The sequence below is a fragment of the Streptococcus pseudopneumoniae genome (assembly GCF_038148935.1).
Classification (GTDB): Bacteria; Bacillota; Bacilli; order Lactobacillales; family Streptococcaceae; genus Streptococcus; species Streptococcus pseudopneumoniae_U.
In genome coordinates, this window is the sequence record NZ_JBBJZX010000007.1 from 26,668 (window position 1) to 43,200 (window position 16,533).

Sequence of the window (16,533 nt, forward strand, 5' to 3'; positions counted from 1 at the left end):
TTTGTATTTGAGTTATTTTTTTGTTGTTATCACGTCCTGTTCTTTTACTGACTGTTGCTTCAAAATCTGCTTGTGTCGGTCTGTCAGTTTCGCATGGTCGAGAATGTCTTTTACAACCTGCGTCTGGTTGATTTCATCAAGTTTAATCGCAACCTTTAAGGTCGGGGCAACTTGATGAGATAGCCAGTTCAGCGTCCTTTGGAAGGAGTAAGGCTCTGGTTTTGTGGTTAGTTTTAATCGTTCACGATTGTTCCCAATAAACCAAGCCCATTCTTCATTCAGTTTCCAATCAGAACGAGGTTTGGAATCGTCTTTATCTACAAAACGGATATACCGATTGATAATTTTAAAGGCGGTATGCTCTGGATTGTCATAGACGAGTAAATCACGGACTGCATAATAGGCACGCTCATTTTTCAATCGAATCTCAAAACGGTTTTTTACTTCTGCGTCTTCAATGGGAATATCATTTTTCTTGTACTGCTCGTAGTCCTTTTCATAGATACAGAAATAAACTTCACTTTGTAATGAACCGATATAGAGGGTGTTTCCCATACATTCCTTTTCCTCTTTGCGTACCAGTTCGCCACTGCGATAGCTTTTAAAACTGCGGAAGACGGAGATACATTCTTCCTGTTGGCACTTTTCAGTGAGTACAGGGATATTCAAAATCCCTGTCTTATCGTTAATGGCAAGGTCAAGGCGTTTCATCACACCGCCAGCCACCAAAACGTCCATAAAGAACTCATACCAGCTTCTTTGTTGTGCCAGAAGATAGCTTTCAAATTGTCTGCACCCACGACCTTTCAATTCCACCAGAACTCCTTTGTCCAGTTCATGGGAGCAAAGGACGAATATGTCGCCTAAAGCATAATGCTCTGAATAAGAATAGAAACCATAGTCCTCATGAAGAAAATAGGACAGTTTCAGTTGTAAGATGTTTTCGACCACCTGCTGTACGTCTGTTGTCGGAAAGCGAATCCTTACATAATCAAACAGCATTTCAAGGGAAGCGTCGGGATTGAAGCGTTCCAGAGCTTCCCAAAGGGACTGCTGTAAATCCTCTGATGGCTTGACTTTTCCTGTTTCAATATCGCTTAGATACTGCCTTGTAATACCAGTCGCAACAGCTAAACGGTTTTGAGATAGTCCATAAGCCAAGCGTTTTTCTTTTAAATGCTGTAACCAAGTTTGTTCATTCAGTAAAAATCCCTCCAATCAAAAAGGCGTATGTCAACTTTTAAAGCCCATTTGACATACGCTGAAATTTTGTAAATCCCTTGTAACCAAAGGATTTTCTAATGTTTTTTTGACTGTTTCCTGTCGATTTGTACCCCCCTGTTAGATACGGGGGGTTAAGTGCTGGCGTGGCTATTGCCACACCAGCCAGCAAGATCAGTCCACACCTGCGACTTCCGCTTCGCACGTCGCCTGCGTGGACTGTCTGCTGTTGGATAACTTTTTAATTTCCTCCAAGAAATCATATCCTTTTGGTACAAGGGGAGTATAAAACTCTGATATGACACTTGTTCCTACATCAACATAGCCACGACCTTTGATTCGCTTTAAGAAGAAATCCTTTTGTACGTCACTGCCAAACATCATGCCATAGCCCATTTCAGACATACGACCTAAAGCCACTCTGAAATTAAACTGATCACGGATTCCGTCGCCTAAATATTTTGCGTCTGGACGTTGACAAGCCAGTATTAGAAAGAAGCCAGCTTGACGACCTAACATGACAATCTGTTTCAGCTTATTCATAACTGCGGTGTTTTCTTTTGTTCCCAGCATTTCCATGAAAGCGACGTATTCATCAAAGATTAAGAAGTGTGCCGGGAGACCTAAGTAAGCATAATTTTTGCCAGTCTTATAGTTCTTCATCTGCTTCATTTCCTCACTACGTTTCATCATTTCTTCATAGAATGTTTCAATGCAAGAAAGCAAGTCTTCTTTTCTATAGTAGACATTTGCCATCACAGAACCTAAGTCCGCAAGGTCAGCATTTTTCGGGTCAAGAATATACAGTTTTGAATCTGTATGAAGCAAGGCTTCAATCAGTGTCAGTATAAAGTAAGTTTTACCGCCACCTGTACCACCAGCAATCAACATATGAGGGAGCTTATCATATTCCCACCATACGTTTTTCATTAAGCGAAGTTTACCATCTTTAGCTTCTACTTCATCAATAGAAATACGACTGGCTATGGTGTCATAGAGCAAAGTATATTCCACATAGGAATCCTTTAACTCTTTATCCGTCAGCTCACAGTACAAGCCACTCTCTAATTTCTTTTCCAAGTGTAAGAGTTGGTCTTGATATTTTCCCAGCGTGATTTCCACCCGTATCTGTATCAAGCCATTTTTAAGTCGATAATACATTTTAGGGAAGTAGGTTATCTTTTCCTTTGTACGACCAGCACTATCTTTAAAGAAACCCTCTGTTTTGACCTGTTCAGATTCATACCACTTGTTTTCAAGTATCATCTTTGCCAGTTTTTGACGGTGGTAAAGTTGTTTAACCGTATCATAGCGAACCCGTTTGAATACAAACGCTACCAGCAAGCAGATAAGAATTGCGACACTGAAACTGATAATTAAATAGGGAATGTCAATCTTATCTGCTTGTGATAGGTTAAAATCCTGCCAGTTGATCTGCTGGATTGTCTTCACATGAAACAGTCCGACAACCAGCAGGAAAACAGGCAGGAGTGACGCTATCGTAAAATGAAAGACTAAATCTTTACCAGATGGGCGAATCCTTTTACCACGCTGTTTCATGCGAAAAAGTCTCCTTTCTACCTAGCGACTATTTGTCTTGTGTCGGTTCTTTCTTTGCTTGTGGTTGAGCTTTGAATGAACTAGAATCCTTTGTCAGCACAATATCGTCTGCCTTGATATACCAGTCAACATCTGCTCCTTGATAGGTGGCAGTAGCAACGGTGTCCGCAATGGGATTGATAAGTTCCACCCGTGCGTTATAATCAAACTCTTTCAAAGGCACGCTGGCAGGAATACTTACTTGAATCATGCGTCCTTGTCCTTTGGATTTTAAGTCATAGGTACGTTCCTTGATTTCATCTGAAACCGACCCGTCTTCATTTTGGATTCTCACTTCACGACGTAGAGCAGAGAATTTCAATTCTCCAAAAGTCGTGTCTTTATCTAATACAATGCCATTTGCTAATCTCATCATTTTTCCTCTCTTTCTTTATTCTTTTATCATGTCGTCAGCATGTAAAAGGTAATTTGTAAAACCACGAGTGCCGATTTTGTAGCCCTCTGCGGTAATACGTGGATTGACTAACTTCACACGTTCCTCAAAGCCGAAATGTTTTTCGCCAGCTTCAGCAGGAAGCACCACCACAATATCATCTGCTCTTTGAACATCAGAATAGAGATTATAGCTTCTTGATAAGACAGTTAGCCGTCCGTTGATTCTTCGCTGAACGACTTTATCCTCGCCAGCAAATTCTAAATTGCCGAATGTTTTTTCCATCTTGGGAATCACAAATTTAAGTTCCATATTTTTACCTATCCTTTCTTTTTTATGGTTGAATGAATCTCGTTTGTTTGATGGTCTTTCACGGTGGGGAGCGACCTTTATTCTCTTGTTTTTCTATTTTCGTAGTATCACGTCCTTTCAAATCGGGTAAAAAAATAGACACCTCATTTTTGAAGTGTCCACCTTTTGCCTATTCAATTTTTATTGGAAGTATCTTTGTTTCTTCACTTTTCAAGGGTAAATCGTCGTATCAAAGCTCATTCATAAGTAGTAAATTAGTAGTAAATTGATTGGTTTCGACCTTGATAAAGTGTGATAAGTCCAGTGTTTATACGGATAACTAGATTTTCATACTATTTTTTGAAATAAAAAATCATAAATTTCTTGCACGGTACCCAGCGCCATCATTTCTTGGTCTTTGACGGTTTGTTTGAGATTTTGGTAAATCTGACTTTCTCCGATCTCCCGTTTTGGTGCCTCTTTATTCACTGTCATGACACCATCTTTGATCGTCACAAAGCCTAGTTCTTCAAATATTTGAATCATTTTGACCAGCAAGATTTGTTGGATATTAAGATAAGTAGCCAAATCTTTCAGCTTGTAGCGAATATCAAACTCTGGGAACTGATAGATGGTCTTGTACAATTTGGCAAACTGCTCTCTAGTCCCATAACCTGTCAGATAGTAAGCCTTGTCAATATCATTTTTGAAATAGACAGCAGAGAAATGCTGTTCCTGAAAAATGGTCTTCAGCTGAGTAATATCCTCAGGAATGGTTTTTACAACAACAGCTTCACTATCTACTAAATCTGGTAGTTCTCCAGCAAAATCCAAGACTGGAACTCCTTCTGGTAAGACTGCATTTTTCCCACGAATGTTAAAGAGTTGAACCCCCTCCACACGCGCGTCCACCATCATCAACTGGAGGGCAGTTTGGCCATTCCATTGGTTGACAGACAATTTGACTGCCAACTCTAGATTCTTGGTTTGAGAGAACTCTGTCGCCCATCTACCTTGACCGAAGGCCACCACTTCAAAATTCGCCTCACCCTTAGAGATTTTCAGCTTGAGGTGGGCATTGCCTGCTCCCATGGTACGAGCACTTTCGACCTGAAAATCCTTTATATAAAAGACAGGTTTCTGATTGTCCATTCCAAAGGGAGCTAAACGTTCAAAGTTCTTGACCGTTTCAAGACTCAAAGCCTCCAAATCAAGTTCTTCATCGAGATTTAACTTGTTCTTGCCACCAGCATCTGCACCTTTTTCACGGACATAATCTTCCAAAACCTGAGATAAATCTGAAAGCTTCTCAATTTCCAGCGTCATACCCGCTGCACCTGCATGACCGCCAAATGCGATAAAGAGGTCGCGATGGGGATCCAAGGCTTCAAAAATATCGACCGCTTCCACACTACGAGCGCTTCCCTTGGCACGACCGTCTTCTATATTAAGAACAATGACTGTCTGCCCTAGTTCTTCCAACAAACGACCAGCCACGATACCTAGAACCCCAGGATTCCAGCCTTCCTTGGCCAAGACCTGGACCTTCTTCTCAGGATCCACCATGGTCTTAGCTTCTTCATAGATTGACTGAACGATTTCCTTGCGCTCTTCGTTTTTCTGGTGAATCATAAGGGCAATCTCATGCGCTTCCTCGTCGTCAAATCCAGTCAGTAAATCAATGGCTGGGTTGGGATCGTCCAAGCGCCCCAAGGCATTTAAACGAGGAGCAAGCTGAAAACCAATCGTTTCTTCTGTCACTTCATTAGCAGCAATCCCAGCCATATCCAACATTTCTTGTAGACCAATGCGCTGAGTATGCCCCAACATTTCTAGACCATATTGAACCAAGATACGGTTTTCATCCGTCAGGCTCACCATATCTGCAATGGTACCAATAGCGACCAAGTCAAGCAGTTCCACTTGAACTTCCTCTAAAAGGGCACAAGCCAGCTTGAAGGCCACTCCGCAACCAGCCAAATATTTGAAAGGATAGTCCGCATCTGGATGCTCAGGATGAACGATAGCATAGGCATCTGGCAAGGTTTCAGGCATGGAATGGTGGTCAGTCACAATGACATCTACTCCCATAGACTGGGCCATTTCAATGGCTTCGTGACCAGCAACCCCATTATCCACCGTCACAATCAAGGAAATTCCTTCTTGCTCGATAAAGTATTTATAAACACTGGCATTGGGACCATATCCATCAGTAAAACGATTAGGCAGGTAAACTCTGCACTCGGCACCAAGCTGTTCCAAACTTTCCTTCACAATCGAAGCCGAAGTCATGCCATCCGCATCGTAGTCTCCATAAACGAGAATATTTTCCCCTTCTTCAATGGCCTGACGAATACGAGCCACTGCCTTGTCCATATCATGGAGCAGATAAGGGTCATGCAAGTCCTCCAAGGAAGGTTCTAAAAACTTCTTCAGACTTTCTTCATCCTGAATCCCTCTCTCTAATAATAAGCGAGCCACCTCAGGGCCCAGTCCAGCCTTCTTGGCTATCTTTGTAAAATCCGCATCTTCAACCTGCGGGGCAAATTGCCATTCATAAGTAGGTGTTATCAAAAAGACATCCACTCTTTCTAAGAATTCTATTGCTTCATTATAACATGATTTAGACGTTTTCTCTATCCAGATTGCTTTTTTATAAAATTTTAGTGAATTTTTTCAGATATGATTTGACAAGACTATTCTTTTGGTGTAGAATCATGTTATAAAATCTAACACAAAGGAGATTCCTTATGGCTTTAGTAGAATTTGAACACGTCGAAAAATATTACGGAGACTACCACGCACTCCGCGACATCAATCTCCGTTTTGAAAAAGGACAAGTTGTTGTCCTCCTTGGCCCTTCTGGTTCTGGGAAGTCCACTCTTATCCGTACCATCAATGGTTTAGAGGCTGTCGACAAGGGAAGTCTTCTAGTCAATGGCCACCAAGTTGCTGGTGCCAGTCAGAAAGATTTAGTGCCTCTTCGCAAGGAAGTCGGCATGGTTTTCCAACATTTCAACCTCTACCCTCACAAAACAGTGTTAGAAAACGTAACACTCGCGCCCATAAAAGTTCTAGGAATTGATAAAAAAGAAGCTGAAAAGACAGCCCAAAAATATCTGGAATTTGTAAATATGTGGGACAAGAAAGATTCATATCCAGCCATGCTTTCTGGTGGACAAAAACAACGGATTGCCATCGCTCGTGGACTCGCTATGCATCCTGAACTCCTCCTCTTTGATGAGCCAACATCTGCTCTTGACCCTGAAACCATCGGCGATGTTCTAGCAGTTATGCAAAAATTGGCCCACGATGGTATGAATATGATTGTCGTTACTCATGAAATGGGCTTTGCCCGTGAAGTTGCTGACCGCATCATCTTTATGGCTGACGGAGAAGTCTTGGTGGATACGACAGATGTTGATGACTTTTTCGACAATCCAAGCGAACCTCGTGCCCAACAATTCCTCAGCAAGATCATCAACCACGAAAGTGACAAAGTCAAATAAGGAGGCGCCTATGAAAAAGAAATTCTTTTTATCAGCAATATTGATTAGCCTTTTCGGCCTTGCTGCTGCGACACCAGTTCAGGCCGACACCAGCGTCGCAGATATTCAAAAAAGAGGCGAGCTAGTTGTCGGTGTCAAACAAGACGTTCCCAACTTTGGCTATAAGGACCCCAAGACAGGGACCTATTCTGGTATCGAAACAGACTTGGCCAAGATGGTCGCTAATGAGCTTAAGGTCAAGGTTCGCTATGTGCCTGTTACTGCGCAAACCCGTGGACCGCTCCTAGACAATGAACAGGTCGATATGGATATCGCAACCTTCACCATCACAGACGAACGCAAAAAACTCTACAACTTCACCAGCCCCTACTACACAGATGCATCTGGCTTTTTGGTCAATAAATCTGCCAAAATCAAAAGCATTGAGGATCTAAACGGCAAAACCATCGGAGTTGCCCAAGGTTCCATTACTCAGCGCTTGATTACTGAACTAGGTAAAAAGAAAGGCCTGAAGTTTAAATTCGTCGAACTTGGTTCCTACCCAGAATTGATTACTTCCCTTCATGCTCACCGTATTGATGCCTTTTCCGTTGACCGCTCGATTCTATCTGGCTATATCAGCAAACGCACAGCACTACTAAATGATAGTTTCAAGCCATCTGACTACGGTATCGTTACCAAGAAATCAAATACCGAGCTCAACAACTATCTTGATAACTTGGTTACTAAGTGGAGCAAGGATGGTAGTTTGCAAAAACTTTATGACCGTTACAAGCTCAAACCATCTAGCCATACCGCAGATTAAGGAGGACACCCTATGACAGATTTATCATCTTGGACAGCCTATTTTCAGGATTTTGGCCAATTTTTCAATGGATTCCTCTTCACCCTTGCCCTAGCAATCGGATCCTTTATCCTCGCTATGGTTTTGGGCATCTTCTTTGGAGCTATGTCAACCAGCAAACGTCCAATTTTGCGCATTTTGGCTCGCATCTTTGTAGAATTTTACCAAAACACTCCCCTCTTGGTGCAGTTTGTTATCATTTTTTATGGCCTACCTCTTATCAGTGACCATATCATCATGATTCCGATTTATTGGACAGCTGTACTATGTGTAGGTCTCTATCACGGTGCCTATATCGCTGAGGTTATTCGCTCAGGGATTCAGTCTATTCCTAGCGGTCAGATGGAGGCCGCCTTGTCGCAAGGTTTTACTTATATCAGTGCCATGCGCTTGATTATCTTGCCTCAGGCCTTCCGTATCATTCTCCCTCCTTTGACCAACCAAATCGTCAACCTCATCAAGAACACCTCAACAGTCGCTATCATCTCTGGAGTAGACTTGATGTTTGTGACCAAGTCTTGGTCGGCTCTTAACGGAAACTATATCCCAGCCTTTCTAGGTGCTGCCCTTCTCTACTTTTCTCTTTGCTTTCCTGTTGCCCAGTTTGGTCGCAAGATGGAGCAAGCCAACAAAAAAGCCTATTCACTTTAGGAGGTTACTATGGAATCCATTTTAGAAGTTTTAACCCCAGATAACCTAATCTTTATCTTTAAAGGATTTGGCTTGACCCTCTATATTTCTCTGATTGCCATCATCCTATCTACCCTTATCGGTACAGTTCTAGCTGTCATGAGAAATGGGAAAAATCCTGTCTTACGTATCATCTCCAGCATTTACATCGAGTTTGTGCGTAACGTTCCCAACCTCCTCTGGATTTTCACCATCTTTTTGGTTTTCAAGATGAAGTCCACTCCAGCAGGAATCACTGCCTTTACCCTCTTTACCTCAGCAGCCTTGGCTGAGATTATCCGAGGCGGTCTCAATGCCGTGGACAAGGGACAATACGAAGCAGGAATGTCTCAAGGATTTACCTCAGCCCAAATCCTCTACCACATCATTCTCCCACAAGCAATCCGTAAAATGCTGCCAGCCATCATTTCTCAGTTTGTTACCGTAATTAAGGATACCAGTCTCCTCTACTCTGTTATAGCCCTACAAGAACTCTTTGGAGCTAGCCAAATTCTCATGGGCCGTTATTTCGAACCAGAGCAGGTCTTCAGTCTGTATATCCTGATTGCCCTCATCTACTTCAGCTTTAACCTAGCAATTTCTAGCCTATCTCATATGCTAGCAAAACGTTGGCAACAAGCTGCAGAATAAACAGCCACTCTCCAGTTCAATTGGAGAGTTTTTTTGATGAGAGTAGATATTTATAGACCTCAATTTGACACCATACTTTTTCTATGATGAAATGTAACAAATTTTCTTACAACAAATCAAAATCTAAATGAAATGGAATTTTTTATGAAATCAATCAAAGGGCTACTCTTTATCATAGCTAGTTTTGCCTTGACTATGTTGACTTGGATGAACACTTCTCCCCAATTCATGATTCCAGGACTAGCTTTAACAAGCCTATCTCTGACTTTTATACTAGCCACTCGTCTCCCGATAATAGAAAACTGGTTTCACGGTTTGGAGAAGGTCTACACCGTCCACAAATTCACAGCCTTTCTCTCCATCATTCTACTAATCTTTCATAACTTTAGTATGGGCGGTTTGTGGGGCTCTCGCTTAGCTGCTCAGTTTGGCAATCTTGCAATCTATATCTTTATCAGTATCATCCTTGTCGCCTATTTAGGCAAATACATCCAATACGAAGCTTGGCGATGGATTCACCGTCTGGTTTATCTAGCTTATATTTTTGAACTCTTTCACGTCTACATGATGATGGACAATCGTCTTCTCACATTTAATCTTCTAAGTTTTCTTGTTAGTAGCTATGCCCTTTTAGGCTTGCTAGCTGGTTTTTATATCATTTTTCTATATCAAAAGATTGGCTTCCCCTATCTAGGGAAAATTACCAATCTCAAACGCTTAAACCACGATACTAGAGAAATTCAAATCAATCTTAGCAGACCTTTCAACTATCAATCAGGACAATTTGCCTTCCTAAAGATTTTCCAAGAAGGATTTGAAAGTGCTCCGCATCCCTTTTCTATCTCAGGAGGTCATGGTCAAACTCTTTACTTTACTGTCAAAAATTCAGGTGACCATACCAAGAATATCTATGACAATCTTCAAGTCGGCAGCAAAGTAAGCGTAGATAGAGCTTACGGACACATGATTATAGAAGAAGGACGAGAAAATCAGGTTTGGATTGCTGGAGGCATTGGGATCACCCCCTTCATCTCTTACATCCGTGAACATCCTATTTTAGATAAACAGATTCACTTCTACTATAGCTTCCGAGGAGAGGAAAATGCAGTCTACCTAGATTTACTCCGTGACTATGCTCAGAAAAATCCTAATTTTGAACTCCATCTAGTCGACAGTAGGAAAGACGGCTATCTTAATTTTGACCAAGAAAAAGTGCCCGAACATGCAAGCGTCTATATGTGTGGTCCTCTTTCTATGATGAAGTCACTTGCCAAACAGATTAAAAAACAAAATCCAAAAGCAGAGCTTATTTACGAAGGATTCAAGTTCAAATAACTACTCATACTCTCCTGGGAATTCTAGGAGAGTTTTTTATATCCAAATGAAATAAGACCGGAGCGATGGAATTTTGGCATTCAAATCAATTGATAAGAATGTTTTATAGTGAGATCAAATAGGATACGAACAAATTGATTAGGAAAATCAAATGAATTTATAGAAATCTTTTAGCAGTCATGGCGTCCTATTCCAGTTTCAAAACACCATAGAAGAAGCATTGTGCTAGTCTAGATCCAGTTTACTATACTAAAACGGGCAACTTAAAACACAAAAAACCCACCCAATGGGTAGGTTTCATCTGTATTATTCAGCTAGATTAAGCTTTACCTTCTGAACCGAATACGTCGATACGTTCTTCAACTGATGCTTGGATAGCTTTTACACCGTCAGCCAAGAATTTACGTGGGTCGAAGAGTTTTTTCTTGTCGTATTCTGCTTCGTTGGCTTCGTAGTCACGAGCAAATTTACGAGTTGCGTTAGCGAATGCGATTTGGCATTCAGTATTAACGTTAACTTTGGCAACACCAAGTTTGATAGCTGCTTGGATTTGCTCATCAGGAATACCTGAACCACCGTGCAATACGATTGGGAATCTTGGAAGAGCTTCTGTCAATTTTTGCAAGTGGTCAAGGTCAAGACCTTCCCAGTTTGCTGGGTAAGGACCGTGGATGTTACCGATACCAGCTGCCAAGAAGTCGATACCAGTTTCAACCATTGCTTTAGCGTCTTCGATTGGAGCCAATTCACCTTTACCGATGATTCCGTCTTCTTCACCACCGATAGTACCAACTTCAGCTTCTACTGAGATACCTTTAGCGTGTGCTTTTTCAACAACTTCTTTAGCCAATTTAAGGTTTTCTTCAACTGGAAGGTGTGAACCGTCAAACATGATTGAAGTGTAACCAACTTCGATACACTCAAGTGCATCTTCGTAGTGACCGTGGTCAAGGTGGATAGCTACTGGTACAGTGATACCCATTGATTCAACAAGGTTAGCGATCAAGTTGCGAGCAACTTTGTAACCACCCATGTATTTAGCAGCACCCATTGAAGTTTGGATCAAAACTGGAGCTTTTTTAGCTTCTGCTGCGCGCAAGATAGCTTGAGTCCACTCAAGGTTGTTTGTGTTAAATCCACCAACTGCATAACCGTTGTCACGAGCTGCTTGGACAAATTTTTCTGCTGAAACGATTGCCATTTTATCAGGCCTCCTGTATATTTTTATGGGTCATCCCATTTACATTGTTCATTTTATCACTTTTTGACAAAAAAATCTAGTTTTTCCCGCAGTTTCGATTGAATTTCTTCTAGCTTCATCTATGTAAACCCTTTCTATCCCTAGTCTTGGGCGACTTTTGGAAAAGCTATGAAGAAAGTCAAACGATTCTCCTGCACCTCGAAACGATAAGCTAATTTTTCATGTTCTAATAGACTCTTAACCACAAAGAGCCCCATCCCAGACCCTTTGGCCTTGCGACTAGCATTATCAGAAAAAGATTGGGCCAGTTTTTCTTGTTCTTCTGAGCTACAGCTATTTTCTATAAAAAGTTCCCCTTCTCTCTCTCCAATGCGAACCAAGCCGCCTGGAACAGAGTGCTTGATAGCATTACTGATGAGGTTAGAAAGAATCAACTTCATAACTGATGGGTTTAGATAAGCCTGCTGATGGGTTAAACTATTGTCTATCTGGAGTTCTCTTTCTTTGGCTAGTAAGGCATAATCCTTGACCAGACTTTGCGTCATCTGGTGTAAGTCAATTTGTTCCCTATCATCTCGCAATTCCTGCACAGACGAGAGAGAAAGTATCTGGAGAACGTGGTGATTGAGCTCATCCACAATCCCCAAGGCAACTCCCAGATAGTGATCTCTATCCTTATAACGACCGATGTTTTCTTTCATGTTTTCAATCAGGATTTTCAAACTAGCCAGAGGTGTTTTCAATTCATGAGAAGCCCCTCGTAGGAATTCGACCTTCATCTTTTCCAGCTGGAGAATGGCTTCATTCTTGTCATGCAAGTCCGCAATGACAGTCAAAAGATGCTGGTAAAGGCTATTGATTTGTTCCTTTAGATCACCAATCTCATCCTTAGAATCCACGCGCAATCGCACTTGAGCATCTAATTCCATCATCCGTCGGGTCACCCGCTTGATTTCCAAAATCGGGGCAACGATAGTCCGAGCATAGATATAGGCCACCAAGAGGGAAATCAGAAAGGATGCCAGCAAGGTATAGGGAAGAAACTGGAGACTGATCTGCTCTGCTTCTTTTTGCAAATCCATGGAAACTAGAAACTGGAGAGTCATAGTACCACCGTCCTGCGTTGTCACCTCGCGCTCCTCAATAAAGAGCGAAGTGGTTTGACGGTCCGTGTCCAGAGGAAGACTGTCCTTGACTTCTAACTTGTCCTCGGTCATCTCTCCCTTGACCGCCCCCTTAATCTCACTGGTCTGGGAATATAGGTCTAACACTTTCTCTATACTCTGCCTATCCTTTCCTTCGAGTGACCGGGCAATGGCTGTCGCTTTCTGACCAATAGTTTCTTGACGGTGGCTCAGATAAGTCGAAGGAAAAAGAAAATAAATAGCTAAATGAAGGCAGATAACCAGAACACTAAAAATCGAGAAGGTATAGATAAATATCTTTGTAAATAAACCTGTTCGTTTCATTTTCGCTCCAATTTATAACCAACATTGCGCACAGTGAGGATGCAGTCCAGGTCTAGTTTTTTCCGCAATTCCTTGATATAAACATCAATGACACGGTCAAAGGGAACCTCATCTGTCGCTTTCCAGACGGCATCGATTATCTGAGAACGAGTCAAGGCTCGTCCTTCATTTTTAACCAAATAATCAAGAATTTCCAACTCTTTGGCATTGATAGCTACTTCCTCACCTGCTAGGCTGGCACTGTAACTTTCAAAATCCACCTTGGCATCCTTATAAGAGAAAATTCGTCCTGTATCGTAATAGCGCTTGAAAATCGCGTCCACCCTCACTTTTAAGAGGGAGAGGGAGAAGGGCTTTTCCAGATAGCCATCTGCCAGAGAGGCAAAGGCACTCATCTTGTATTCCTCATCCTGAAAGGCTGTTAACATCAAGACAGGGACTTGGCTGCTTTTGCGAATCTCAGCTAGGACTTCTAGGCCATTAAGCTTGGGCATCTGGATATCCAGTAAAACCAAGGCTACCTCATAGCTTGAAAATTTTTCTAAGGCTTCTTGACCGTCCGCCGCCTCAATGGTTTCATAGCCACAATCTGTCAAATAGTCACTGATCCCCTCGCGGATCATTTCTTCATCTTCTACAATTAAAATTTTCATACTTTAACTGCTCTCTATTTTTTATTTTTCTTAGAATAACTACCTACTCTATTTTCTATTATAGTCTCTTGCTGGCCTTTTGTCTGTAAACAACTGACCACTAGATAAAACAAAGAGAGCCTATCGCTCTCTCTGCTTGCATTTCACTCCCTGTGGAATGAAGGTTATTTGGTTTTTGAAAATGTTAAGACGTAGTTATAATCTTTCCCATTGTTTTTATAGAGATAGTCTTCTTTAACAGTATAACCACGTTTACGTAATTCCTCTTTCTTGGCATCAACTTGGTTCTTGACTGCTACTTTTACTTCATCATCTGTTGAACCAGCTGCGACTTCAAGAGGAGTTTCATTGATAGCTCCTAGGAAACCTGCAATATCTTTCATTTGATCAAAGTTATAAAAAACATTGACTTTGACCTTTTGAGGAGCTGGCTGTTCTAGACTTCTACGATTTCTGCTAGCGCGTGGTTGAACTGCCGGAGCCATTCTGAACCCTGTAGTTCCTGTAGTTTGCTTAGTGAAAGTGACTACGTAGTTATAATTCTTAACATCCGTATCTTCCTCAAATACTATCTCATTTTTTACTTGATACCCTCTAGCAGCTAGGTCTTTTATCTTGGCTTGAATTTTTGCTTCAACTAATTCTTTTGCCCGTTCTTTACTTGTTCCAGCAGGAATCGTAACAGTATTGTCTTCACCAGGATCACCAAAGAAACCTGGAATATCTTTCATACCATCAAAATTATAATAAAGTGAAACTGTGTTTTGAGGTTCCTCAATACTTCTCCGACGACGAGTTACTCGAGGTTGGTAAGTTCCTGCACTTCGGAATCCTGAGTTACCAGTTGTAGAACTGTCTGACGTTGCCGCAGGTTGTGTTTGTGATGAGTCTTCAGATGAGGACGGCTGAGAAGATGGATTGCTAGAAGTTAGTGCGCTGTTTGCTACTGTACTATTTTCATCAATAGTTGTTCCGCCAGCATGGCTTTCGATTGGTTTCTTGAAATCAGGACTTTCATAAGTTACACCTGGTGTCTCAATTTCATTTAATTTATCACGATATTCATCTACAAGAGCTGCTTGTTTCTCCGTATCGTTTTCTTCAGCAAGCTTCTTGTGATACTCTTCAGTAAGTTGTTCTACTTTTTCAAGTGCTTGTGTTTTCCGCTCCTCACTTAAATTACTATTTTTAATATTTTCTTCAGTTTCTTTCTTTTGGTCGTCAATCGCATCTTTATTACTGTCTTCAGTTTCTTTCTTTAAAGACTGCTCTGAATCTTGATGTTCTACAGCTGGTTCATCGGCTTGAGGTTTTTCTCCTTGAGAAGTTGAATCGACTGAATCGCCATCAGTTATAGCGTCTGTTGATGAATTATTTGAAGTATTTCCCGTTGTATCAGTTGTTCCTTCTGTAGCTGTTGATTCAGTTGATGGACTTGAGTCAGCTGAATTAGCACTAGTTGTAGCGCCTGTTGATGGATTATTTGTTGTTTCGGCGTTACCTTCTTCTGGTTGCGCTGGCGCTGTTGTTCCTGCTTCTGCTGACTCTTTTCCTTCAGTTGTAGATTCTTTAGGTGCTGATTCTACACTATCTTTCGGTTCAGTTGATTCCTCTGCTACTCCTGTAGCTCCTTCTGTTGGTTCTGAAGTCCCCCCTGTTTCTTTTTCTTCATCTTCCTTCACTTCTGTTCCTTCTGTGACATTTTCTTTTGGTGCTGGGTTTGCTTCTGTTCCCTCAGCTCCATTTGCCACTGATTCTGTTGAAGGCGGTACTGATTCCACAGTTGCAGATGTTCCTGGTTCTGCTGACTCTTCTGCTTTTACTTCTTTTTCTGTTGCTTCTGGTGTTGTTACCGCTTCTTCTTTAGAATCAGCTGACGGTGCATTTGTTGCGCTATCTTGTTTTCCTGTCTCACCAACAGAAGTTTTATCTGTATTACCTGCTTCACTTGAAGTTGTGCCTTCTGCCACAGTATTATCTTCATTTGCGCTTTCGGATACTGAAGGCGCTGGTTCTGGTTCTGTTAGTTCAGATGTCTCTGGACCTTCTGCTTTCGAGTCTTTACCTTCTTCCCCTGCTGCTGAATCCACTGTTCCTTCAGGTGTATCTTCCTTTGGAGTTGTATTTGCTTCTGTTCCTGATTCTTCAGCTTCTTTTCCTTCATCTCCTGCTGTTGTTCCCACTTCTTTTGGAGCTGGTTGTTCTTCTTTATTTTCCGAAGTTGTACCCTCTACCACTGGTGTTTCTGAAACTTCTGCTTTCGGAGCTGAACTTCCTGATTGTTCTGTAGTTTCATCATTTGAAGGAGTAGCGTCTGTTACCGTAGTGGATCCACCTGAATCAGTACTAGTTGTAGCACCTGTTGATGGATTATTTGATGTTTCGACGTTACCTTCTTCTCCTGCTGGCGCTGGTGTGGCTGTTTCAGTAGTTGCAGATGTTCCTGCTTCTGCTGACTCTTTTCCTTCAGCTTCCTTTGCTACTTCTTCTGTTGTACCTGGCGCTGCTGGAGTTCCTTCTGCTGGTTGCGCTGGCGCTGGAGTTTCTGTCGTTCCTGGCGCTGCTGGTTGGTCTTCCGCTGGTTGCGCTGGAGTTGGTTGTTCTGTCGTTCCTGGCGCTGCTGGCTCTTCAGCTTTCGGTGCTGGTGTCGCTGGTTCCTCTGCTTTTGACGCTACTGGAGCTGATACAGGCTGATAG

The 16,533-nt window shown here is 41.9% G+C and carries 14 protein-coding genes; 5 read left to right on the forward strand and 9 right to left on the reverse strand.

The window, feature by feature from the left end; translation table 11 throughout:
- Nucleotides 1–12: 12 nt before the first annotated feature.
- From mobT to recJ, 5 genes are all read right to left on the reverse strand, one after another.
- Nucleotides 13–1,218 (reverse strand): MobT family relaxase, encoded by a 1,206-nt coding sequence (gene mobT / locus WKI42_RS01720; protein WP_368081014.1) that lies wholly within the window; start codon nt 1,216–1,218, stop codon nt 13–15.
- Between the two features lie 177 nt (nt 1,219–1,395).
- Nucleotides 1,396–2,781 carry an FtsK/SpoIIIE domain-containing protein gene (locus tag WKI42_RS01730; RefSeq protein WP_000813488.1) on the reverse strand — a complete coding sequence of 462 codons (1,386 nt, stop codon included), beginning with the start codon at nt 2,779–2,781 and terminating at the stop codon, nt 1,396–1,398.
- 28 nt (nt 2,782–2,809) lie between these two features.
- Nucleotides 2,810–3,196: a YdcP family protein gene (locus WKI42_RS01735; RefSeq protein ID WP_000985015.1), complete on the reverse strand. Its 387-nt coding sequence runs from the start codon at nt 3,194–3,196 to the stop codon at nt 2,810–2,812.
- 15 nt (nt 3,197–3,211) lie between these two features.
- Nucleotides 3,212–3,526, reverse strand: a complete 315-nt coding sequence (locus WKI42_RS01740; RefSeq protein ID WP_219568575.1) for a YdcP family protein — start codon at nt 3,524–3,526, stop codon at nt 3,212–3,214.
- Between the two features lie 327 nt (nt 3,527–3,853).
- Nucleotides 3,854–6,079 (reverse strand): single-stranded-DNA-specific exonuclease RecJ, encoded by a 2,226-nt coding sequence (gene recJ, locus WKI42_RS01745; protein ID WP_368081015.1) that lies wholly within the window; start codon nt 6,077–6,079, stop codon nt 3,854–3,856.
- A gap of 176 nt (nt 6,080–6,255) precedes the next feature.
- Here recJ and WKI42_RS01750 point away from each other — a divergent pair, with 176 nt between their 5' ends.
- The 5 genes from WKI42_RS01750 (at nt 6,256) to WKI42_RS01770 (ending at nt 10,513) form a co-directional block, all read left to right on the forward strand.
- Complete coding sequence (locus WKI42_RS01750) at nt 6,256–7,014, forward strand: amino acid ABC transporter ATP-binding protein (protein WP_001229569.1); 759 nt, start codon at nt 6,256–6,258, stop codon at nt 7,012–7,014.
- 10 nt (nt 7,015–7,024) lie between these two features.
- On the forward strand, nt 7,025–7,819 hold the full coding sequence (locus WKI42_RS01755) for a transporter substrate-binding domain-containing protein (protein WP_368081016.1): 795 nt from the start codon (nt 7,025–7,027) through the stop codon (nt 7,817–7,819).
- 12 nt (nt 7,820–7,831) lie between these two features.
- The gene (locus WKI42_RS01760; RefSeq protein ID WP_368081017.1) at nt 7,832–8,509 is read left to right on the forward strand and encodes an amino acid ABC transporter permease; all 678 of its coding nucleotides are present in this window, start codon (nt 7,832–7,834) and stop codon (nt 8,507–8,509) included.
- A gap of 9 nt (nt 8,510–8,518) precedes the next feature.
- Nucleotides 8,519–9,178, forward strand: coding sequence for an amino acid ABC transporter permease (locus WKI42_RS01765; RefSeq protein WP_115904796.1), 660 nt, complete (start codon nt 8,519–8,521; stop codon nt 9,176–9,178).
- Between the two features lie 144 nt (nt 9,179–9,322).
- On the forward strand, nt 9,323–10,513 hold the full coding sequence (locus WKI42_RS01770) for an oxidoreductase (RefSeq protein ID WP_368081018.1): 1,191 nt from the start codon (nt 9,323–9,325) through the stop codon (nt 10,511–10,513).
- A 319-nt stretch (nt 10,514–10,832) separates the two neighbouring features.
- On the opposite strand, the gene WKI42_RS01775 is transcribed toward WKI42_RS01770, so the two are convergent.
- The 4 genes from WKI42_RS01775 to WKI42_RS01790 form a co-directional block, all read right to left on the reverse strand.
- The gene (locus WKI42_RS01775) at nt 10,833–11,714 is read right to left on the reverse strand and encodes a class II fructose-bisphosphate aldolase (protein WP_368081019.1); all 882 of its coding nucleotides are present in this window, start codon (nt 11,712–11,714) and stop codon (nt 10,833–10,835) included.
- Between the two features lie 140 nt (nt 11,715–11,854).
- On the reverse strand, nt 11,855–13,183 hold the full coding sequence (gene vncS / locus WKI42_RS01780; protein ID WP_368081020.1) for a sensor histidine kinase VncS: 1,329 nt from the start codon (nt 13,181–13,183) through the stop codon (nt 11,855–11,857).
- On the reverse strand, nt 13,180–13,836 hold the full coding sequence (gene vncR, locus WKI42_RS01785) for a response regulator transcription factor VncR (protein WP_173219999.1): 657 nt from the start codon (nt 13,834–13,836) through the stop codon (nt 13,180–13,182). The genes vncS and vncR overlap by 4 nt, the downstream gene beginning before the upstream one ends.
- Nucleotides 13,837–14,000: 164 nt before the next feature.
- Nucleotides 14,001–16,533: hypothetical protein (locus tag WKI42_RS01790; protein ID WP_368081021.1), on the reverse strand; the 2,533-nt coding region annotated here is incomplete at its 5' end.